Genomic DNA, 19,967 nt, shown 5'->3' on the forward strand with positions numbered 1-19,967 from the left:
TCTCCACGGATGCCGCGCCCCCGCATATCGCTGCGCTCATGCGGGCAACGGACCTCGCCCGCCCTCAACCTCCCATTCACCAAGTTTCAACGACCCCCGGCTAGATTTGCCGGCATTGGGCCTCGGGGGAGGAAAAAGTGATCGCTTCGACTGCTGCGCGCCGTGTCGCGCTGTTTGCATTTGGATTGACCGTTCTCGTCGGCGTTGCGCGCATCGCGAGCTACGGCGCCATCAGCCCGGCGCATGCAGCCGGCGCGTTCGCCATTGGCCGGTGCGCCGCCTATGGCCAGGCGTTCGACTATCCGGCGGAGCATCTCGCCAAGGCTGCGGCGCTCAAGCAGTGCAAGGGCGACTGCACCGCGGTGACGATGAAGAAGGCCTGCGCCGCGTTCGCGGTCGATCTCACCAATCCCTGCGGCGCCCACGGCTATGCTGTTCGGCCGACGATCTCGACCACGCTCAACGAGGCGACCCGGGAATGCTACAAATATGGCGGCAAGGAATGTGTCATCCGCGCCTGGGTGTGCGACGCCAAGGGCTGATCTGAGCCTGATGTCTCTCGTCCGCGCTTTCATTTCGATGCTTCACCTCGAGAGCGGCTCGGCTATTCTGAGCGTTCGATGACATCGAACTCTGGAAATGGCATGCAATTCGACACCAAGATCGCGCTGATCATTCGCAACGATCTCGAAGCCTGGCAGAAGCTGAACGTCGCGGCGTTTCTTTCCAGCGGCATCGCCGCTGCATTTCCCGAATGCATCGGCGCGCCTTATGAGGACGGCTCGGCAACCCTGTATCACGCGTTGATCGGGCAGCCGATCCTGATCTACGGCGCGCCGGATCGTGCAGCGTTGGCGCGTGCTCTGGATCGCGCGCTGTCGCGCAGCGTGAAGCCGGCGCTCTACACCGAGGACATGTTCAAGACCACGCATGACGAGGCCAACCGTGATGCCGTGAAGGCGGTGGCGCGCGCCGATCTCAATCTGGTGGGATTGGCGTTTCGCGCGGAGCGCAAGCTGGTCGACAAGGTCGTCGACGGACTCAAATTTCACGCCTGACAGCCACGGGCACATTGCGCGGTCATCAAACTGTTACTTCATGCAGCGGCGCGGCTTGATGCCGATCAAGACCGGAATACGCCGACGTCGTTAGTTTGCGCCGCGACATGAGGAGCAGACAGATGCAGACCATGAAAGCCGCCGTCGTCAAAGCCTTTGGCAAGCCGCTGGTCATCGAGGACGTTCCGATTCCTGCGCCGGGGCCGGGCGAGCTTCTGGTCAGGGTGAAGGCGTGCGGCGTCTGCCACACCGACCTTCATGCCGCCTCCGGCGATTGGCCGGTGAAGCCGGTGCCGCCGTTCATCCCCGGTCACGAGGCGGCCGGCATCGTCGCCGCGCTCGGGCCCGGCGTCACCGACTTCAAGGTCGGCGATGCCGTCGGCGTGGCGTGGCTGCACGATGCCTGCCTGCGCTGCGAATATTGCGAGACCGGGTGGGAGACCTTGTGCGAGCACCAGCACAACACCGGCTATAGCGTGAACGGCGGCTTCGCGGAATACGTGATCGCATCCGCGGCGTTCGCCGCGCGCCTGCCGGCCAATGTGGACTTCGCCAAGATCGCCCCGATCCTCTGCGCCGGCGTCACGACCTACAAGGGGTTGAAGGAGACCGACACGCGACCGGGCGAGTGGGTGGTGGTCTCCGGCGTCGGCGGCCTCGGTCATGTCGCAATCCAGTATGCGAAGGCGATGGGGCTGAAGGCGGTCGGTCTCGACATCGCCGAGGACAAGCTGAAACTTGCGCTGGAGGCCGGCGCCGAGCACGCCGTCAACGCGCTCGACAAGGATGCCGTGGAGCGGGTGATCGCAATCACCGGCGGCGGCGCGCATGGCGTGCTGGTCACCGCGGTGTCGACGTCGGCTTTTGCCCAAGCGCTGCACATGGTCCGCCGCAAGGGGACGGTCAGCCTGGTCGGCTTGCCGCCGGGCGAATTCCCGACGCCGATCTTCGATGTCGTGCTGAAGCGCATCACCGTGCGCGGCTCGATCGTCGGCACCCGGCGTGATCTCGACGAAGCCATCGCGTTCGCCGCGGACGGCAAGGTGACGGCCGAGGTGACCACGGCGCCATTGTCGGAGATCAACGCCGTCTTCGACCGCATGAAGGCCGGCAAGATCGACGGTCGCGTGGTGCTCGACTTCGGCTGATCAGCAAGACCGATTGACGCGCCGCCGTGCCCAACATTGGGGCGGCGGTTTGATCTGGATCAGGCATGGGGACGCGCGGTGCTGGCACAAATTGCTCATGGCAGCCGTCACCAAGATCGTCTTCCTCGGCGCGAGCAGCGCGTCCTTTGGACTCAGCGTGTTCCGGGACCTGTTCTCGACGCATGATCTCGCGGGATCTACGCTCGTGCTGGTCGGCCGCGACCCGACCCGGCTGGCCCGGTCGGAAGCATTGGCCCGGCTGCTCAACGACCTCTCCGGCGCCGGCCTTAAGATCGAGGCGACCACGGATTGGCGCGCGGCGCTCGACGGCGCCGGCTTCGTGATCCATGCCACCGCGATCGACCGCAACCGCCTATGGAAGCTCGATTTCGAGGTGCCGCGCAAATACGGCATCCGTCACACGCTGGGCGAGAATGGCGGGCCGGGCGCATTGTTCTTCACGCTCCGCACCTTGCCGGTCGTATTCGACTTCGTGCGCGAGATGGAGCGGCGCTGTCCGGACGCGCTGCTCATCAACTTCTCCAATCCCGAGAGCCGCATCATCCTCGCGCTGGGGCTTCACAGCCGCCTCGCGCATATCGGCCTGTGCCACGGCATCTTCATCGCGCGCAGCCAGGTGGCTTCCATTCTGGGACTGGCCGAGGAGCGCGTGGAGGTGTGGGGCGCCGGGCTCAACCATTTCCAATGTCTCATGCAGATCCGGGATCGCGACACCGGGGCCGATCTCTATCCACTGCTCCGCGAAAAGGCTGGGAGCCACGACCCCAAGGTCGCGCCGCTGACGCGGGCGCTGTTGCGCGACTTCGGCTTCTGGCTGGGCTGCGGCGACAGCCATGTAGGCGAGTATCTCGCCTATGGCTGGGAAGCGGGCGAGAGCGGGTACGACTTCGCGTGGGACGAGGCGGAGCGGGCCAAGCTGATCCGGCAGATCGACGAGGTCCTGGCGGGCAGGGCCGGCATGCCGGACTGGTGGCGAATGCCGTCCGGAGAGCGCGCGGTCACCGTGATCGGCTCGGTGCTGCACGATCGGAAGCAGGTCATCGAGTCCGGCGTCGTTCTGAACCGTCACGTCATTCCCAACCTGGCTGCCGAGGCCGCCGTCGAAGTGCCCGTTGTCGCGGATCGCGTCGGTATCCATCCGGTGTCGCTGGGCCCGCTTCCAGATGCCGTCGCCAAGCTGATGTCGGTCCAGGTTCAGGTCCAGCAGCTGGCGGTGCAGGCGGCCATGACTGCCTCCAAGGATCTCGCGCTGCAGGCGCTGCTCATCGATCCCGTGGTCAACTCGGCCGCCGCTGCGCGCCAGATCGTGGACGAGCTCTGGGAGATCAATCGGCCTTACATCAGATCCTGCGCGTGATCGCGGCCGGCGTCGTCTGACGGGGGCCGCGCGCTGTCGGGTACGACCTCCTGACGCGGGCCGAGACCGGCCTCTGCGAGGCCTCTTTACATTGACTGACCAGTCAGTCATAATTGCTCGATGTCGAAACCTTCGAAATTGTCCGAGCGCAGAGTTCAGGCCGTCAAGACAGCGGACGCGGGAGCTGCCACGTCGCGCCGGGCGGATCGCTCCGCCGAGCGCCGCGCGGCGATCGTGCAAGCGGCGATGGACGAGTTCATTGCCCGCGGTTTCGCGGCGACCCGGCTGGACGACATCGCCAAGCGGGCTGGCGTGGCCAAGGGCACGATCTATCTGCATTTCAAGGACAAGGAATCGATGTTCGAGGAATTGATCCGGACCGCGATCGTGCCCTTCGTCGGCCGTCTTGCCGCGCCGCCGCCGGCCGGCGGCTCGGTGCGCGATATGGTCGAGGCGTTGGCGCGCATGTTCCTGCAGGAGGTCGCCGGCACGCGGCGCGGTGATCTCGTGCGGCTCATCATTTCAGAGGGGCCCCGTTTTCCCGCGATTGCCGACTTCTACTACCGCGAGGTCGTTTCCCGTGGTCTCGCGGCCATGCGCGCCCTGATCCAGATCGGGATCGTCAGCGGTGAGATCCGCGAGCCCAAGCTGGTGCAACATCCGCAACTGATGATCGCGCCGATGATGGTTGCGGTGCTCTGGAAGAGCCTGTTCGAACGACATGCGCCGCTCGACGCCGAAGCGATGCTGCAGACCCATCTCGATCTGATCTTTGGCGCGAGGAGGCCGACATGAGCCTGCTGCACTGCCTTGCCGTGCTGGTCACGGCCTTCACGTTCAACGGCTGCAAGGAGACGCGCGATCCTGGCTATCAAGGCTGGGTCGAGGCCGACATGATCTTCGTCAGCCCGGACGAAGCGGGCCGGATCACGAAGCTGAACGTGCATGAGGGCGACGTGGTCAAGGTCGGCGATCCGCTCTATTCGGTCGACGACGATCTGCAGCAGGCCGATCTCAACCAGACCAAGGCGACGCTGGCCAATGCGCAGCAGACCTATGACCGCGCCGCGGCCCTGAGCAAGACGGGCGCGGGGACGCAGGCGACGCTCGACTCCGCCGTTTCGGCGCTGCGCGTCGCCGAGGCCCATCTCGTGACCTCGCAGACGCGGCTGGCACGGCGCAAGGGCGTGGCGCCGGTCGCGGGCACCATCCAGCAGATCTACTTCCGCGAGGGCGAGATGGTCGCGGCGCAACGGCCGGTGCTGTCGATCATGCCGCCGGGCAACATGAAGCTGCGCTTCTACGTGCCGGAGCCGGATCTGCCGAAGCTCGCGATCGGTGACGAGGTCCGCGTCACCTGCGACAATTGCGCTGATGACCTGACGGCACGCGTCTATTTCCTCGCGACCTCGGCGGAGTACACACCGCCGGTGATCTACAGCCTCGATGAGCGCAACAAGCTCGTCTATTTGATCCAGGCGCGGCCGTCGCGGCCGGATGCACTGCGCGTCGGCCAACCCGTCAGCATCTATCCGCGTTCCAAGACGCCTGATCCGAAGACCCCGGTGGCGGACAAGCAATGAACGGAACGGGTCCCGTCGAGATCGCGATCGACGTCCAGGGATTGACCAAGTCCTTCGACGGCCGCGAGGTCGTGCATGATCTGTCGATGCAAGTGAAGCGCGGCTCGATCTACGGCTTTCTCGGCCCGAACGGCTCGGGCAAGACCACGACCATCCGGATGCTGTGCGGCCTGCTGACACCCGACGGAGGCGAGGGCACCTGCCTCGGCTTCGACATCCGCCGCGATGCCGACAAGATCAAGCGCCTGGTCGGCTACATGACGCAGCGCTTCAGCCTCTATCAGGACCTGTCGGTGCGGGAGAACCTCGAATTCGTCGCGCGCCTCTACGGCATGCCCGATCCGCGCCAGGCCGCGCGCGACATGGTGCAGCGGCTCGGGCTTGCCGGCCGCGAGCGGCAGCTCGCCGGCGAGTTGTCGGGCGGCTGGAAGCAGCGGCTGGCGCTCGGGGCCTGCACCCTGCCGAACCCGCAATTGCTGCTGCTCGACGAGCCCACAGCCGGCGTCGATCCCAAGGCGCGGCGCGATTTCTGGAACGAGATCCACGCGCTCGCCGGCGAAGGGCTGACCGTGCTCGTCTCGACCCACTACATGGACGAGGCCGAGCGCTGCCACGAGATCGCCTACATCGCCTATGGTCATCTGCTGGCGCACGGCACGGTCTCCGAAGTGATCGCGCAATCGGCGCTCACCACATACACGGTGAGCGGCGATGATCTGCGCGAACTCGCGGCAGATCTCACCGGCAAGCCGGGTGTCGACATGGTGGCGCCGTTCGGCACCAGCCTGCACGTGTCCGGCCGCGACCGCAACGCGCTGGACGCCGCGATCGCGTCCTGGCGCGACAAGGCTGATCTGCATTGGCAGCCCGCCGCGCCCTCGCTCGAGGACGTCTTCATCGACCTGATGAACCGCTCACGGGACAACTTCCAATGAGCGACGCGGCCGTCCACCAGGCATCTCCCGAGTCCCGCTTCGGCTTCTGGCGGCGCACCTACGCGATGCTGGTCAAGGAGTTCATCCAGCTCAAGCGCGACCGGGTCTCGTTCGCGATGATCGTGATGATCCCGGTGATGCAGCTGATGCTGTTCGGCTACGCCATCAACACCACGCCGCATCATCTGCCGGCGGCGGTGCTGCTGCAGGAGGACAGCGATCTCGGACGCTCGATCCTGAAGGCGATGGAGAACACCGCCTATTTCCGCTTCACCCGGGAAGTCACGAGCGTCACCGAGTTCGACGATCTCTTGCTGTCCGGCAAGGTCCTGTTCGGCGTCGAGATCCCGCGCGGCTTCGAGCGCGCGGTCCGCCGCGGCGACCGGCCGGCCTTGCTCGTTGCGGCCGACGCGACCGATCCGGTCGCAGCATCCTCGGCACTGTCCTCGCTCGGCATGATCGTGCAGACCGCGCTCGCGCACGATCTCTACACCGGCAATCCCGTCACGACGCCGTTCGAGATCAGGGCCCACGCGCGCTACAACCCGGCGGCCTCGTCGCGGCTCAACATCGTGCCGGGCCTCGTCGGCACCATCCTGACCATGACCATGCTGATCTTCACTGCGCTCTCGGTGACGCGCGAGATCGAGCGCGGCACGATGGAGAGCCTGCTGTCGATGCCGATCAAGCCGGTCGAGGTCATGCTCGGCAAGATCATCCCCTATGTGATGGTCGGCTTCCTGCAGGCGACGATCATCATCGGCATCGGCCTCCTGCTGTTCGGCGTTCCGATCATGGGCAACCTGCTGCTGTTGGCGCTGCTGTCGACGTTGTTCATCGCCACCAACCTGTCGATCGGCTACACCTTCTCGACCCTGGCGCAGAACCAGCTGCAGGCGATGCAGCTGTCGATGATGTTCTTCCTGCCGAGCATCCTGTTGTCCGGATTCATGTTTCCCTTTCTCGGCATGCCGCAATGGGCGCAGGTGCTCGGCGAGTGCCTGCCGCTGACGCATTATCTGCGCATCGTCCGCGCCATCATGCTCAAGGGCTCGACGCTCCAGAACCTGCAGCATGATACGATCGCCCTGTTCGTCCTCATGCTGTTCGCCATGACGGTCGCCGTCCTGCGCTTCCGCCGCACCCTCGATTGAGGCACAATGGCGGCTGGGAGCAGGAACGGCTGAGGCAAGATGCAGATCGTGGGAGGAGGACAGGCGAACGAAGCGCCGGCCGAGTTCGACCAGGCGCTGATGCGTCAGACGTTGAACACCGAGCTGCTGCGCGTGAGGGCGCTGATCGCCACTGCGGCTCTGTTTCTCGTGATGTCGGTGCTGGTCGAAATCTTCGAGCCCAGGATCTCGGAGTGGATCTGGCCGAGCCGGATCGGGGTCCTCTACGTCTACGCGATCATCGTCGCATTCATCAGCTTCGAGACCCTCATCCTGTTCAGGATCAAGGCGGACATCCGCCACGGCCGGGACGTGCCGGTGATCTGGCGCTATGTCAGCGCCCTGGTCGAGACCTCGCTGCCAACGTTCGTCCTCATCCTGCAGATCGAGGGCATCGGCCACGACAAGGCGCTGGGCTTCGGCGTGCCGCTGGTCTATTTCATCTTCATCGTTCTCTCGACGCTTCGTCTCGATTTCTGGCTGTCGAGCTTCACCGGCCTCGTCGCCGCGGTGGAGTTGTTGGCGGTGGCACTGATCGATCGGCCTTCGATGGATGCGAGCCAGAATCCGGAGATCTACTATCACGGTGAGCGCAGCTTCATCATCCTGTTGTGCGGGATGCTCGCCGGTGCCGTCAGCGTGCAGCTGCGACGCCAGTTCGCGGCGAGCATCGAGGCCGCGTCGGCGCGCGACCGGGTCACCGATCTGTTCGGCCAGCACGTCTCGCCCCAGGTCGTCGAGCGCCTCATGAAGGAGGGGACGGCGGAGGCGCGCGACATCCGTGAGGTCGCGGTGATGTTTGTCGATTTCCGCGGCTTCACCGCGGCGGCGCGGTCGAAGACGCCGCAGCAGGTTGTCGATCGCCTCGATGGCGCGTTCGCGGTGCTGGTCGAGATACTCGAGCGCCATGGCGGCATCGTGAACAAGTTCCTCGGCGATGGCTTCCTGGCGCTGTTCGGCGCGCCGTTCGAGTCGCGCGATGCCGCCGTGCAGGCGGTCGTGGCTGCGCGCGAGATGGTGGCCGCGATGGAGCGTGTCAACGCGATGTCGTCTTGGCCGCTGCGGATCGGGATCGGTCTTCATCTCGGCGAGGTGGTCGCCGGCAGCATCGGCTCGCCGCGGCGCAAAGAGTACACCGTCATCGGTGACACCGTGAACTTCGCCTCGCGGCTCGAGGCGCTGAACAAGGAGTTCGATTCGCAGCTCCTGATCTCGAGCGAGGTGCGGCAGGCGGCCGGCGACGGGGCGCGCGACGCCGTCTTCCACGGCGCGGTGTCGGTGCGCGGCTACGACCGGCCGTTCGAGATCTGGCAATTGCACTGACGCAGGCGACCCGTCGCCCGACGTCTGAGATTTACATTGGATGGTCTTCGCGTTTAACTGCCCTCAACGAAAAGCATGATCAGGGGGAACGCATGATCCGAACCGGGGCGTCGTTTTTGGCCGCAGCAGGCATCGTGTGCGCAGCCGGCCTGGAGGCGGTGCGGGCTGAGGATGTTGCCTGCAGCAAGGTGACGGCCGAGGTGCTGAAGGTCCCCGGGCTGACCTTGACGGGATCGAAGCTGCAGGAGGCCGCCGACGGGCTGCCGCGGCATTGCATTCTGTCCGGCAAGGTCAATGAGCGCACCGGCGTCGACGGCCATGCGTATGCGATCCAGTTCGAGATGCGGCTGCCGGAGACGTGGAACGGCCGCTTCCTGCACCAGGTCAATGGCGGCAATGATGGCGTCGTGGTGCCGGCGCTCGGCGACAAGGCCGACGGTCTCGTCGGTGGCGGTGTGACGCCGCTCGCCCGCGGCTTTGCCGTGCTGTCGTCGGACAGCGGCCACTCCGGCAACGATCCCGCCAACAAGCCGCGCGGGCTTGCGTCCGGCTCAGCTTTCGGGCTCGATCCGCAGGCGCGCCGCGACTACGGCTATTCGGCCGACATCACGCTAGCGCCGATCGCGAAGGCGATCATCTCGGCGCATTACGGCAGGAAGCCGGACTATTCCTACATCGCCGGCTGTTCCAATGGCGGCCGCCACACCATGGTGGCCGCCGAGCGCATGCCCGAGCAGTATGACGGCTTCCTGGTCGGCAATCCCGGCTTCAACCTGCCGCGCGCTGCCGTGCAGCACGCCTGGGACGTGCAGGCGCTGACCAAGGCCGATGTCGACATCCGCAAGTCGATCACGCGGGAGGATGCCAAGCTGATCGCTTCCAAGATCACGGAGGTCTGCGACGGGCTCGACGGCGCCAAGGATGGGCTGACGGCGAACCTGATGGCGTGCCAGAAAGCGTTCAATTTCGACAGCCTCCGCTGCGCCGCTGGTGCGGCCGAGGCCTGCCTGCCGGCCGCCAAGGTCGATGCTTTGAAGAAAGTCTTCGCGGGTCCCCACAATTCGAAGGGCGAGCCGCTGTATTCCGACTGGCCGGTGGATGGTGGGGTCGGCACCGGCAACTGGCGCGCCTGGAAGGTCGAGAGCCCGGTGGCGCCGTGGAACAACCTTCCGATCATTGCCACCATGGGCGGCGCCTCGCTCAACTACATCTTCTCAACGCCGCCAGTCGAGATCGAGGGCTCGCCCGACAAGCTGGTCGAGAAGCTGCAGACTTATGATTTCGACAAGGACGCACCGAAGATCTACGCCAAGGAAGGTCCATTCACCGAGTCTGCGATGGACTTCATGGCCCCGCCCGCGGTCGACAATCCGACCCTGCCGGCGTTCCAGGGCGGCGCGCGCAAGATGCTGATCTATCACGGCCAGGCCGATCCGGTGTTCTCGATCAACGACACTGTCCGCTGGTACGAGAAGCTCAATGCCAATGTGCAGGGCAAGGCCGATACGTTCGCGCGGCTGTTTGCGCTGCCCGGCGAGACCCATTGCGGCGGCGGCGTCACCTTGGAGAAGTTCGATGCGCTGGGCGCGCTGATGGACTGGGTCGAGAAGGGCAAGACGCCGGAGGCGATCACGGCCTCGGTCAATGCGGCCAACAAGGAGCTCCCATCGACATGGAGCCCGCAGCGGACGCGGCCGCTGTGCCCGTGGCCGAAATTCGCCAAATATGTCAGCGGCGACATCGAGCAGGCGTCGTCGTTCACCTGCGCCGCGGAGTAGCGACTCACACCTGAGGCGCGACCAGGTTCTTCACCTTGACCTGATCGCGGTCCTCGATGATCTCGGCGATCCATTGCCGGTGGCAATGGGCGTGGTCGCGCTCGTAGCAGAGCAGGCAGACGGGACCGGCGCTCTTCACCAGCGAGGTCAGCTCGTCCATCTGCTCCTTCGCCTGCGGCGTCTTCAGATGGGCGCTGTAGATCTTGTGCAGCGTGTCGTAATGGCCGCTGCGGGCGGCCTCGCGGCCCTCCTTCGGCGTGCCGAGCCCGCGCAGATGCACATAGCCGATGCCGCGCTCGTCGAGCCCGGCAGCGAGCTGGCTCTTGGAGAAGCCCGGCCGGCGCGAGGCCGCCACCGCGCGCACATCGACCAGCAGCTTGACGCCGGCGGCCTGCAACTCATCGAGCACGGCCTTGGCCGGCGTGTGCTCATAGCCGATGGTGAACAGGGTCTTGCTCTTGGCCATCATGCGCCTCCTGCCTCAGCTCACGCGCTCGATGAGCTCCATCGCGCCAGCCGGCGCGCGCACCTTGCCCTCGTGGATGACATAGGCGAATACGTCGCGCGGCGTCTTCTTCGCCGGCTTGTCGTCAACCCGTGGCAGGTCGTCCGGTTCGCCGCCGCCGGCCCACAGTTGCAATCGCTTCGCCCAGGCGTCGAGCTGCTTCGGCGGATAGCAGGTCGCAAGCTCGTCATTGCCCTTCTGCAGTCGGGCGTAGACGAAGTCACCCACGACATCGGCGATCGCCGGATATTTGCCGTGCTCGGCGAACACGACCGGCGTTGCAAACTCGCGCAGCAGCGCGACGAAGCCGGGGACGCAGAAACTGTCATGGCGGACCTCGACGACGTGACGCAGCTTGCGGCCGTCGAGCTCGCGCGGCAACAGCTCGAGGAACTTGCCGAAATCGGCCTCGTCGAACTTTTTGGTCGGCGCGAACTGCCACAGCACCGGGCCGAGCCGGTCGCCGAGCTCGAGCACGCCGGTGTCGTAGAAGCGCTTCACGGAATCGCCGGCCTCGGCGAGCACGCGGCGATTGGTGGCGAAGCGCGGCCCCTTCAGCGAGAAGATGAAGCCGTCCGGCACCTCGCGTGCCCACTTGCGGAAGCTCTCCGGCTTCTGCGAGCCATAATAGGTGCCGTTGATCTCGATCGAGGTCAGCTTCGAGGCGGCGTATTCGAGCTCCTTCGACTGCGGCAGCTTGTCCGGATAGAACACGCCCCGCCAGGGCGCGAAGGTCCAGCCGCCGATGCCGATGTAGATGTGGCTCTTGGATTGCGAGGCGCGTGCAGGGGCTTTGCTCACGGATCGATTCCGATGCTGATTGGTGAGGGTGTTGCGGTAGGGAGACGATAGTCAACCGGGCCAGTTCTGACCAGTTCGGCGCTGTTGCGCCGTCACTCTTCCCGTGCTCCGGAGCCTCGTGTATCCAGGGCACGGGCCGGGAAGGGGAGATATGGCAATGAGAGCGGAATCGGTCGGCGGCCTGCTGGGGGCGATTGTCGCCGCTGCCGTGCTTGCGGCAGCCTTCTACTATGTTCCCGTCGGGCCGATGGCCCGTCAGATGCAGCCGGCCAAGGTCGAGGTGCCGCCAACCCCGGTGCAGACGGTTCCGGTGGCTCCGGCCGTGCGCGGACCCGTGGTCCGTGAGGTTCCGAACTAGGCCGGCCGGGGCCCCTTGCAATCCAGCCGAGGCGCCCCATCTTGGTCGGGACGGTGACGTCGAGCTGTAACGGCTCCGGCACCGAGACGACCACGGCAGAGCGGTTGCGCCGGATGTACGCGCACCCTTTGTTTGTGGTCGTTGGCATTTTGGGCCCCTCGCTTGGGAGCGATGCAAGCCGGCACCACAGTCCGGCCTTTTTGGGCCCTCCTTCAGCCGTTGCGCTTGGCAGTGTGGAACGCGGCAGATATACGCATCCGCACCATGAACGATGTCCTCCGACCGGCCATGCCCGCGCCGCCGCAAACCGCTGATATTCCGATCGTTTCGGTGGTCGTCCCGACCTTCAACGAGCGCGACAATGTCACCACGCTGTACCGGCGGCTGGAGGCGGCGTTCAGGGACGTGCCGTGGGAGGTCGTATTCGTCGACGACAACTCTCCGGACGGCACCTGGCAGGTGGTGCGCGAATTGTCGCGCAGCGACAAACGCGTCCGCTGCATCCGCCGGATCGGCCGCCGCGGCCTGTCCGGTGCCTGCATCGAGGGCATCCTGGCCGCCAGTGCGCCCTATGCCGCCGTGATCGACGCCGATCTGCAGCACGACGAGACCCAGCTGCCGAAGATGCTGGCGCTCTTGCAGAGTGGCGCCGCCGAGCTCGTCGTCGGCAGTCGCTACATCGCGGGCGGCAGCGCCGCGAGCTTCGACAGCAAGCGGGCCGGGGCCAGCGCCTTCGCCACCGAGATCGCGCGCCGCGCGCTCAAGGTCGAGGTCAACGATCCCATGAGCGGCTTCTTCATGATCCGCCGCGACCGCTTCGAACAGATCGCGCCGAAGCTGTCGATGCAGGGCTTCAAGATCCTGCTCGACATCATTGCGAGCGCGGAAGGCGGCCTGCGCACCGTCGAGGTGCCCTATACGTTCGGCTCGCGCCTGCATGGCGAGAGCAAGCTCGACTCGATGGTCGCCCTCGACTTCCTCGGCCTCGTGCTGGCCAAGATGACCAACGACGTGGTGTCGTTGCGCTTCCTGCTGTTCGCCATGGTCGGCGGCACCGGCCTCGTCGTGCATCTGGCCACGCTCTTTCTTGGTCTCAATGCGTTCGACATGCCGTTCGCGGAGGCGCAGGCGCTCGGTGCCTTCATCGCGATGACCTCGAACTTCATCCTCAACAACTTCCTCACCTATCGCGACCAGCGGCTGAAGGGCTTTGCCATTCTGCGCGGCCTGCTCGCGTTCTATCTGGTCTGCTCGGTCGGCCTGCTCGCCAATGTCGGCGTCGCCTTCTCGGTCTATGACCAGGAGCCGATCTGGTGGCTGGCGGGCGCGGCCGGCGCGCTGATGGGCGTGGTCTGGAATTACGCGATCTCCGGATTGTTCGTCTGGCGCAAGCGATGACCTCTGCGGCAGGCGCCGACGACGCCCGGCTGGTCCGCAATGTCTGGCTGACCATCACAGGCCTCGTCGTGCTCCGGCTGATCGCCGCCGCGGTCACGCCGATCACCTTCGACGAAGCCTATTACTGGATGTGGTCGAAGCATCTCGCCGGCGGCTACTACGACCACCCGCCGATGGTCGCGGTCGTGATCCGGCTGGGCACGCTGATCGCCGGAGACAGCGTGCTCGGCGTGCGCCTGGTCTCGATCCTGCTCGGCCTGCCCATGAGCTATGCGGTCTATCGCACCGCCGAGATCCTGTTCGGCAGCGTGCGCGTTGCGGCGACTGCGGCGCTGCTGCTCAACGTCACCTTGATGGCTGCGGTCGGCACGCTGATCGTGACCCCCGACGCGCCGCTGCTGGTGGCCTCGAGCTTCGTGCTGTTCTTCTGTGCCAAGCTGCTGGAGACGGGCAGGGGCATGTGGTGGCTCGCGGTCGGCGCGGCCGTCGGCGCGGCGCTGCTGTCGAAATACACCGCGATGTTCTTCGGCGCGGCGATCCTGATCTGGCTCGTCGCCGTGCCGAAGCTGCGCCATTGGCTGGCCTCGCCCTGGCCCTATCTCGGCGGCCTCGTAGCATTCGCGCTGTTCTCGCCGGTGATCCTGTGGAATGCCGAGCACCAATGGGTGTCGTTCATCAAGCAGCTCGGCCGCGCCAGGATCGAGGAGGTCCGCCCCGTCTACATCGCCGAGATCATCCCGACGCAGTTCGCCTTCGCCACGCCGCTGGTCTTCATCCTCGGCGTGATGGGCCTCTATGGGTTGGCCCGGCGCAGGGCAGCGGACGCGGCGGCCCGCGTCCTGATTGAGGCCATGGTCTGGGTCATCGTCGCCTATTTCGCGTGGCATTCGCTGCATGCCCGCGTCGAAGCCAACTGGTTCGCGCCGATCTATCCGGCCTTCGTGGTGGCTGCCGCTGCGGCGGCCCGTCTTGTCGCCTGGTCCCCGCGCGAGCAGCGCACGGCGGACTTTTGCCTGCGCTGGGCCGTGCCCGCCGGCGTCGTGATGTTCGTCGCGCTGATCGTGCAGGCCAACACGGGCCTGCTGTCCGGTTATCGGCGCGATGCCACCGTCCGCAGCGTCGGCGTCGGCTGGCGCCCCCTGGCTGCCGAGATCGAGGCAGCGCGCGTGCGCGCCGGCGCCTCCTGCGTGCTGGCGATGGATTATGGCACCACCGCCTGGCTGTCGTTCTATCTTCCGTCCGGGACCTGCGTGCTGCAGCCGATCCAGCGCATCCGCTGGGTCAATTTTCCGGAGCCGGATCCGGCGCAGTTGGCGGGCACGCAGCTGCTCGTGGACGAGGTCCAGATCGCATCGCGGTTCTACGTCAGCAATACATTCGGCCGCGTCGAGAAGATCGGCGAGGCCGAACGCAGGCGTGGACCTTTGACCATCGAGACCTATGCCTTCTATGCGCTGAGCGAGCCCAAGCGGGAGGTGCTCGACCGCACCCCGCCGCCGGAGCTGCAGCGCTGACGCCCGCTTCAGGGCTGCTGCGGGATGATGTCCGCCAGCGCCTTGTCCCGCGCATGAATTGCGACCATGTTGATGCCGGCATCGATGGTCTTGTAGCCGCGGCAATCCAGCCATTGCCGCAGCTGCTCCGCATCGGTCTTGATCTTCTCGATCAGCATGATCGGCGTGCAGCGTTCGATCGTCGCCGCCGCGCCTTCGAGCGCCTCGATCTCCATGCCCTCGACGTCGAGCTTGATCAGGTCGCAGCGCGGCAGATTGAAATCGTCCAGCGGGAGCTTGCGCACCTCGACGGTGTTTTCCGCATAGTCGATGGCCTGGCCGATGAACTCGGTGTTGGGACGCTGGCGCAGCTCGAGGCTGCCGAAGCTCGATGGGGTCAGGTAGTTCGGGCTTGGGATGTTGAGCACGCCGCGCTCCGACGAGACTGCGGCATGGATGGCGATCGCATTGAAGCAGTTGTTGATCGCGATGTTGCCGGCGAGCGCGTAGTAGATCCGTTCTTGCGCCTCGATCGAGAGCACGGATCCCCAGCCGGTCATCGCCTTCGCCCATTCGATGGTGTGGACGCCGATATTGGCACCGCAGTCGATCGCGACGGCGCCATCGCCATGGTGCCGGCGGCGCAAGCCGAGCAGGCGGACGGCGAGCTGCACCTCGCCCGGATCGAAAGCCCCCGTGTCGAGGATCTGATAGCCGACGCCGTAGCCCCGGTTGGCGTCGACCATGCGATAGTCGAGCCGGTTGACGATCATCGTCCCGTGATTGCTCGCGGCCAAGACGAAGGCCAGCTTCCGGTCGGGGATCTGCATGGAGTCCTCTCGTGTCGTGTTCGGCAGGGAGCGGACGCGGTACGATTCGCCGGCGGAGTGTTGCCGAGAATCGTTCCCTACCATACCGCCGCCGGTGTCCACAGCGCGGAAAATCCCGGCTTGTTACGGATGCGGTCCACCTGCGGCTGCCGTCGCCATTGCGCCTTGGACCACGACCGTCCTGATCCGATTGCCGCGGAGACCGGGCGACATGCGATTGTACGTGACCAATGCTTTCAGACGCGTCGAGAAGATCGGCAAGACCATGTCCGAGCAGGGGCCTTGAACAAGTGAAAACTACGCCCTTTCCCTCGTCAGCACGCCTAAACGTGAGTCATCGATAGCGCCCCTCTGGCAGAGCTCAATCGTTAACGCGGCCTGCGATGGTTTACGGATTCCGGCGGCCGTCGAATGCTGCTCCTCAGGAACGGCCTGGGGCGGCAATATTGCTTTTGGCTGGAATTTCGCCCTGTTTTTGCCCTGTTTGCCGGCAAAACAGACGTCCATGGTTAACCCGCCCTTAATCTGCCAAAACTTAATCAGCATTTAACTAAAAGTCGCCCTAATGAAGCTCTGTGCTTCTGCGAGATGCAAAGCGGTTGTCCGTGGCGCATCGAGCGAGAGTTATCGAGTATTCGTTCGGGCGTGAGTGAATGAGTAACAGTCGAGCTGCGTTGGCCGCACGAAATCGCAGGAAGTCTTCCCTGATCGCGTTCTCTCACAAATTGATCGGTGGCGCGGCAATCGCATGCCTGATCGGGGGCTGCGCTGTGACGGTCTATACCGAGATCATCGCGGCCGATGCCTATCCGACCCTGGGCAGCATCGAGCAGGATGAGCCCGTCGTGCGCCCGGCGCCGCGGCTTGCGACGCGCAGCGCCGCCGATGCGGTGGGTGAGGCCTTCTCGGCATTCCCGGAATCTCCGCCCGTCACCACGGTCGCCGCCATCACGCCGCAGATGTTCAACGACCGCTTCGGCGCGGCCGTGCCGCAGGGCGTCGCCTCCAACGCCGCGAACGGCGCGCCGCCGCTGCCCAGGCTCGCCGAAGCCGCGCCCAAGCAGATCGAGGCCAAGCAGATCGAGGCCAAGTCGGTCGAAGCCAAGCCGGCCGAGACTGCGAAGGTCGCCGAGGCGCCGAAGAAGGATGCCCGGCCGCCGATGCAGTTGGCGCTCGCCAATGCCAAGCCGGCCGCGCAGCCCGCGACGCCGGCGCAGGCCGCCGAGGCCAATCCGCCGAAGAGCAGTGGCTTCTCGCTGCGCGCGATGACCGAGCGCGCCAAGGCGGCGGTGCTGTCGATCGCCGGCGACCGGCATTCGATCCAGGAAAAGCTCTGGGGCAAGCCGGAGAACCAGGATGGCGGCCTCCTGGCCTATGCCTCGGCTGATTCCAACATCACCGCCAGCATCGCCAAGGATCCGACCCGCGGCGGCCGGCCGCCGTATGATTTGAGCACCGCAGTCTACGACATCTCGGCCAAGGCGGTGTATCTGCCCGACGGCACCAAGCTCGAGGCACATTCCGGCCTCGGCGACAACCTCGACAAGCCGAGCTCGGAGAAGATCAAGATGCGCGGCGTGACGCCGCCGCACATCTACGAGCTGAAGCCGCGCGAGGCGCTGTTCCACGGCGTGCCGGCGCTGCGGCTCAATCCGATCGGCGGCGAGGACGCCATCCACGGTCGCAACGGCCTCCTGGCCCACACCTTCATGCTCGGGCCGAACGGCGACTCCAACGGCTGCGTTTCGTTCCGCGACTACTACGCGTTCCTCGATGCCTACAAGAACAAGGGCATCCGCAAGCTCGCCGTGCTCTCGCGCATCGACTGAGGCGCAGCCGTTACGGAGTAGGGTGGGCAAAGGCGCCCATTCCGCGCGTGCCACACGAATATTTGTAGTTGGCGCCGTGCCCACCGTTTTGCCGAGGAGAGGGCTGATTGACGGTGGGCACGCTGCCGCCTTCGTCGGCCACTTTGCCCACCCCACAGGTCCTGCATCGACAAACAACGCCGTCGCCTGGCGTTGAGCCGGGGCCGGAATGAGATCCGTTTCACGCTTCAAAAAGCACGGCCATGACTGCGCATTCTCGCGGCGCCTGGCGCCCGAGTGCTGCTCGTAAACTGGCCCTCCGAAATCGGAAGAGGGCGCGGGGAATGCCGGGTGAGGGCCTCACCCATGGCCCGCCTGCAGAAGAAAAAGCAGGCGGCAGTCACCACAGGTTCAGCCGCATCATCCGGCATTCCCCGCGCGATGGCCTTACGGCTTATACGTGGTCTCCCTGGTGCGCCGGGCTTTCTGGCCACCATCGGTCGGAGCATTCGTCTCTCCGACCTTGACACCAGCATCGGGGTGCCAGGACATCACGACTTCGCCGTGCGCACCGGATCGTTCGTCCGCGTGATCAGATCACGCTGCAACCCGACGCGCCCACCGCATCCCGCCCTCCACGTTCATGACGATCGCGAAGCGCCCCTCTCATGAGGACAGGACCGGCATAGAATGCACGGTTTCTGATTTTTGGAAACAGGAAAATGTTCGGGGTTGGCGGTGAGCGGGGCGATCCCATTGACCGGGCTCGACAAACGAATTTTCGCGCGCACGCGTTTTCGACCTCTCGCAGGGCCGATTGCGGCCTTGGAGCTCGCGATAATGCGCAACTGATTTGCCCGACGACCAGTCTGGTCGTTGCAAATCTGTCGCGTCGCCGGAGGCGCGCCGTCATCGCTTCCCCCTCCGGCCTTGACGGCTTCGGAAAATTCTGCGCATAGCTCTGCCCCATCGAAATTGACGCGCCGCTCGCCGGCGCGCTCTTGAGGACCACGATCGTGTTGAGCCTACGCTCACATCTCGCGAACGCCGCCACCAACGAACGACCGCTTAACTGGTCGCGCGATGGGTCGGGCATGGGCGTCGCCTGTCAGGGTCCATTTGATCTCGTGCTGTCCCTGACGACATCGGGACGCGAAATTCCAGCAAGAGCATAACCGGCGGCGGGATCTCACCCTCCGCAGACATAGCGGAGGGTCTGATGACCCGCATGATGAGCCCAGATTCCGAGATAGTCGACCACGCCCGAGCGCTGTGCTCGCCGGTGGCGGTTGCCTTCGTGCGCATCGTCATGACGTGCCGCGGAGTCAGCGAGGCACGGGCTCGCCAGATCTATCTCGACTACATCAACGGGGTTCAGCCGGAGCACGCTCCGGTCGCGTTCGATTGATTGACGATGACCATGCCCGGTGCAGTCCGGGCGCGATGACATGGCCTATGTTCCCGTCTGGTGAAGGGACCGGATTGTCGATCCGGGAAGGCGGGTTCGATTCCCGTCATGGGCGCCAACACGACCGGGCAGATGAAGCGAAGAGAGGAGGTCGACGATGTCAGCAACAAACCCGGCGCTGGTTCTCAACGCCGACTTCCAGCCGCTGAGCTATTTCCCGCTGTCGGTGGTCTTCTGGGAGGACGCGATCAGGGCCGTTGTCGGCGAGTCGCACGTCGTGGTCGCAGAGTACGACCGCGTCGTGCGCAGCCCGAGCGTCACCATGCGGCTGCCGTCGGTGATCGCGCTGCGCGACTATGTCAGGCCGGCGATGCGCGTGCCGTTCACGCGCTTCAACGTCTTCCTGCGCGATCGCTTTGAATGTCAGTACTGCGGTAGCCGCTATCTCCACGGCGAGCTGACCTTCGATCACGTCGTGCCGCGCGTCGACGGCGGCGAGACGTCGTGGACCAACATCGTCGCCGCCTGCAGTCCCTGCAACGCGCGCAAGGACCGGCGCCATCTCAAGCCGCGGCGGCCGCCGTTCGAGCCGGCACGGCACGAGCTGATGGCTGCGCAGCGCCTGTTTCCGCCGAGATTCCTGCACGTGACCTGGCAGGATCATTTGTACTGGGATGTGGAGCTCGAGCGGTGAGCGCCGCGTAGCACGGATGAGCGGACGCCGAAGCCCAACGGGCTTCGGCGGAGGCGATATCCGGGGTCTCGCGTGCCACTCGTATGAAGTCGCATGTCGCTGCGCTCATGTGGGCTACGACTACTCGTCATGCTGAGCTGCAACGATCTTGTCGTCATTCCGGGGCGCGCGCAGTGCGAGCCCGAAGCCATAACCATGACAACTCATGACGTGCGTCGGCGGTGCTAAAACGCCACGAAGTTATTTCAGCTACGTACGGCTTACTTTACAAACGGGTAAAATCCTGTAAGAGCACGC

The 19,967-nt window shown here is 65.3% G+C and carries 20 protein-coding genes and 1 tRNA gene; 17 read left to right on the forward strand and 4 right to left on the reverse strand.

Going from position 1 to position 19,967, the window contains the following annotated elements:
• The first annotated feature begins 137 nt into the window (after positions 1–137).
• From QX070_RS12905 to QX070_RS12950, 10 genes are all read left to right on the forward strand, one after another.
• Positions 138–542 (forward strand): DUF4189 domain-containing protein, encoded by a 405-nt coding sequence (locus tag QX070_RS12905; RefSeq protein ID WP_315737425.1) that lies wholly within the window; start codon positions 138–140, stop codon positions 540–542.
• Between the two features lie 102 nt (positions 543–644).
• Positions 645–1,058: a DUF2000 family protein gene (locus tag QX070_RS12910; protein WP_315737426.1), complete on the forward strand. Its 414-nt coding sequence runs from the start codon at positions 645–647 to the stop codon at positions 1,056–1,058.
• A 122-nt stretch (positions 1,059–1,180) separates the two neighbouring features.
• Positions 1,181–2,206, forward strand: a complete 1,026-nt coding sequence (adhP, locus tag QX070_RS12915) for an alcohol dehydrogenase AdhP (protein ID WP_315737427.1) — start codon at positions 1,181–1,183, stop codon at positions 2,204–2,206.
• A 97-nt stretch (positions 2,207–2,303) separates the two neighbouring features.
• Positions 2,304–3,584: an alpha-glucosidase/alpha-galactosidase gene (locus QX070_RS12920; protein WP_315737428.1), complete on the forward strand. Its 1,281-nt coding sequence runs from the start codon at positions 2,304–2,306 to the stop codon at positions 3,582–3,584.
• A gap of 120 nt (positions 3,585–3,704) precedes the next feature.
• On the forward strand, positions 3,705–4,379 hold the full coding sequence (locus QX070_RS12925; protein ID WP_315737429.1) for a TetR/AcrR family transcriptional regulator: 675 nt from the start codon (positions 3,705–3,707) through the stop codon (positions 4,377–4,379).
• Positions 4,376–5,167: an efflux RND transporter periplasmic adaptor subunit gene (locus QX070_RS12930; RefSeq protein ID WP_315737430.1), complete on the forward strand. Its 792-nt coding sequence runs from the start codon at positions 4,376–4,378 to the stop codon at positions 5,165–5,167. Before QX070_RS12925 ends, QX070_RS12930 begins: the two co-directional genes overlap by 4 nt.
• Complete coding sequence (locus QX070_RS12935) at positions 5,164–6,102, forward strand: ABC transporter ATP-binding protein (RefSeq protein ID WP_315737431.1); 939 nt, start codon at positions 5,164–5,166, stop codon at positions 6,100–6,102. The genes QX070_RS12930 and QX070_RS12935 overlap by 4 nt, the downstream gene beginning before the upstream one ends.
• On the forward strand, positions 6,099–7,256 hold the full coding sequence (locus QX070_RS12940) for an ABC transporter permease (RefSeq protein WP_315737432.1): 1,158 nt from the start codon (positions 6,099–6,101) through the stop codon (positions 7,254–7,256). The genes QX070_RS12935 and QX070_RS12940 overlap by 4 nt, the downstream gene beginning before the upstream one ends.
• A 39-nt stretch (positions 7,257–7,295) precedes the next feature.
• A complete protein-coding gene (locus QX070_RS12945; protein WP_315737433.1) occupies positions 7,296–8,597 on the forward strand; it encodes an adenylate/guanylate cyclase domain-containing protein in 1,302 nt (433 codons plus the stop codon).
• Between the two features lie 92 nt (positions 8,598–8,689).
• Positions 8,690–10,375 carry a tannase/feruloyl esterase family alpha/beta hydrolase gene (locus tag QX070_RS12950; RefSeq protein WP_315737434.1) on the forward strand — a complete coding sequence of 562 codons (1,686 nt, stop codon included), beginning with the start codon at positions 8,690–8,692 and terminating at the stop codon, positions 10,373–10,375.
• Positions 10,376–10,379: 4 nt separating this feature from the next.
• Here the strand turns inward: QX070_RS12950 and QX070_RS12955 are convergent, their stop codons facing one another.
• Both QX070_RS12955 and QX070_RS12960 read right to left on the reverse strand, forming a co-directional pair.
• The gene (locus QX070_RS12955; RefSeq protein ID WP_315737435.1) at positions 10,380–10,841 is read right to left on the reverse strand and encodes a DUF488 domain-containing protein; all 462 of its coding nucleotides are present in this window, start codon (positions 10,839–10,841) and stop codon (positions 10,380–10,382) included.
• A gap of 15 nt (positions 10,842–10,856) precedes the next feature.
• Positions 10,857–11,681 (reverse strand): DUF72 domain-containing protein, encoded by an 825-nt coding sequence (locus QX070_RS12960; RefSeq protein WP_315737436.1) that lies wholly within the window; start codon positions 11,679–11,681, stop codon positions 10,857–10,859.
• A 157-nt stretch (positions 11,682–11,838) separates the two neighbouring features.
• On the opposite strand from QX070_RS12960, the gene QX070_RS12965 reads away from it, so the two are divergent.
• The 3 genes from QX070_RS12965 (at position 11,839) to QX070_RS12975 (ending at position 14,951) form a co-directional block, all read left to right on the forward strand.
• On the forward strand, positions 11,839–12,039 hold the full coding sequence (locus QX070_RS12965) for a hypothetical protein (protein ID WP_315737437.1): 201 nt from the start codon (positions 11,839–11,841) through the stop codon (positions 12,037–12,039).
• Between the two features lie 264 nt (positions 12,040–12,303).
• On the forward strand, positions 12,304–13,437 hold the full coding sequence (locus QX070_RS12970) for a glycosyltransferase family 2 protein (RefSeq protein WP_315737438.1): 1,134 nt from the start codon (positions 12,304–12,306) through the stop codon (positions 13,435–13,437).
• Entirely contained in the window at positions 13,434–14,951 is a 1,518-nt protein-coding gene (locus tag QX070_RS12975; RefSeq protein WP_315737439.1) for a glycosyltransferase family 39 protein, read from the forward strand. Before QX070_RS12970 ends, QX070_RS12975 begins: the two co-directional genes overlap by 4 nt.
• 8 nt (positions 14,952–14,959) lie before the next feature.
• On the opposite strand, the gene QX070_RS12980 is transcribed toward QX070_RS12975, so the two are convergent.
• On the reverse strand, positions 14,960–15,760 hold the full coding sequence (locus QX070_RS12980) for an FkbM family methyltransferase (protein ID WP_315737440.1): 801 nt from the start codon (positions 15,758–15,760) through the stop codon (positions 14,960–14,962).
• A gap of 297 nt (positions 15,761–16,057) precedes the next feature.
• On the reverse strand, positions 16,058–16,306 hold the full coding sequence (locus QX070_RS12985; protein WP_315737441.1) for a hypothetical protein: 249 nt from the start codon (positions 16,304–16,306) through the stop codon (positions 16,058–16,060).
• A gap of 107 nt (positions 16,307–16,413) precedes the next feature.
• On the opposite strand from QX070_RS12985, the gene QX070_RS12990 reads away from it, so the two are divergent.
• The 4 genes from QX070_RS12990 to QX070_RS13005 all read left to right on the forward strand — a co-directional run bounded on the left by QX070_RS12990 (position 16,414) and on the right by QX070_RS13005 (position 19,670).
• Entirely contained in the window at positions 16,414–17,589 is a 1,176-nt protein-coding gene (locus QX070_RS12990; RefSeq protein ID WP_315737442.1) for a DUF2778 domain-containing protein, read from the forward strand.
• Between the two features lie 1,198 nt (positions 17,590–18,787).
• A complete protein-coding gene (locus QX070_RS12995; protein ID WP_315737443.1) occupies positions 18,788–18,976 on the forward strand; it encodes a hypothetical protein in 189 nt (62 codons plus the stop codon).
• A gap of 43 nt (positions 18,977–19,019) precedes the next feature.
• Positions 19,020–19,094, forward strand: a tRNA-Asp gene (locus QX070_RS13000).
• Between the two features lie 39 nt (positions 19,095–19,133).
• Entirely contained in the window at positions 19,134–19,670 is a 537-nt protein-coding gene (locus QX070_RS13005; RefSeq protein ID WP_315737444.1) for an HNH endonuclease, read from the forward strand.
• The last annotated feature ends 297 nt before the right edge of the window (positions 19,671–19,967 follow it).

It is taken from the genome of Bradyrhizobium sp. SZCCHNR1093 (assembly GCF_032381175.1).
Classification (GTDB): Bacteria; Pseudomonadota; Alphaproteobacteria; order Rhizobiales; family Xanthobacteraceae; genus Bradyrhizobium.

What these genes read in the sequence shown, in the direction of transcription:
- QX070_RS12970 (WP_315737438.1), top strand. Translation starts at nt 12,304, where the DNA reads ATGAACGATGTCCTCCGACCGGCCATGCCCGCGCCGCCGCAAACCGCT.
- QX070_RS12930 (WP_315737430.1), top strand. Translation starts at nt 4,376, where the DNA reads ATGAGCCTGCTGCACTGCCTTGCCGTGCTGGTCACGGCCTTCACGTTC.
- QX070_RS12990 (WP_315737442.1), top strand. Translation starts at nt 16,414, where the DNA reads ATGAGTAACAGTCGAGCTGCGTTGGCCGCACGAAATCGCAGGAAGTCT.
- QX070_RS12980 (WP_315737440.1), bottom strand. Translation starts at nt 15,760, where the DNA reads ATGCAGATCCCCGACCGGAAGCTGGCCTTCGTCTTGGCCGCGAGCAAT.
- QX070_RS12985 (WP_315737441.1), bottom strand. Translation starts at nt 16,306, where the DNA reads ATGCTGATTAAGTTTTGGCAGATTAAGGGCGGGTTAACCATGGACGTC.
- QX070_RS12925 (WP_315737429.1), top strand. Translation starts at nt 3,705, where the DNA reads ATGTCGAAACCTTCGAAATTGTCCGAGCGCAGAGTTCAGGCCGTCAAG.
- QX070_RS12950 (WP_315737434.1), top strand. Translation starts at nt 8,690, where the DNA reads ATGATCCGAACCGGGGCGTCGTTTTTGGCCGCAGCAGGCATCGTGTGC.
- QX070_RS12935 (WP_315737431.1), top strand. Translation starts at nt 5,164, where the DNA reads ATGAACGGAACGGGTCCCGTCGAGATCGCGATCGACGTCCAGGGATTG.
- QX070_RS12945 (WP_315737433.1), top strand. Translation starts at nt 7,296, where the DNA reads ATGCAGATCGTGGGAGGAGGACAGGCGAACGAAGCGCCGGCCGAGTTC.
- QX070_RS12940 (WP_315737432.1), top strand. Translation starts at nt 6,099, where the DNA reads ATGAGCGACGCGGCCGTCCACCAGGCATCTCCCGAGTCCCGCTTCGGC.
- QX070_RS12965 (WP_315737437.1), top strand. Translation starts at nt 11,839, where the DNA reads ATGAGAGCGGAATCGGTCGGCGGCCTGCTGGGGGCGATTGTCGCCGCT.
- adhP (WP_315737427.1), top strand. Translation starts at nt 1,181, where the DNA reads ATGCAGACCATGAAAGCCGCCGTCGTCAAAGCCTTTGGCAAGCCGCTG.
- QX070_RS12910 (WP_315737426.1), top strand. Translation starts at nt 645, where the DNA reads ATGCAATTCGACACCAAGATCGCGCTGATCATTCGCAACGATCTCGAA.
- QX070_RS13005 (WP_315737444.1), top strand. Translation starts at nt 19,134, where the DNA reads ATGTCAGCAACAAACCCGGCGCTGGTTCTCAACGCCGACTTCCAGCCG.
- QX070_RS12975 (WP_315737439.1), top strand. Translation starts at nt 13,434, where the DNA reads ATGACCTCTGCGGCAGGCGCCGACGACGCCCGGCTGGTCCGCAATGTC.
- QX070_RS12920 (WP_315737428.1), top strand. Translation starts at nt 2,304, where the DNA reads ATGGCAGCCGTCACCAAGATCGTCTTCCTCGGCGCGAGCAGCGCGTCC.
- QX070_RS12995 (WP_315737443.1), top strand. Translation starts at nt 18,788, where the DNA reads ATGACCCGCATGATGAGCCCAGATTCCGAGATAGTCGACCACGCCCGA.
- QX070_RS12955 (WP_315737435.1), bottom strand. Translation starts at nt 10,841, where the DNA reads ATGGCCAAGAGCAAGACCCTGTTCACCATCGGCTATGAGCACACGCCG.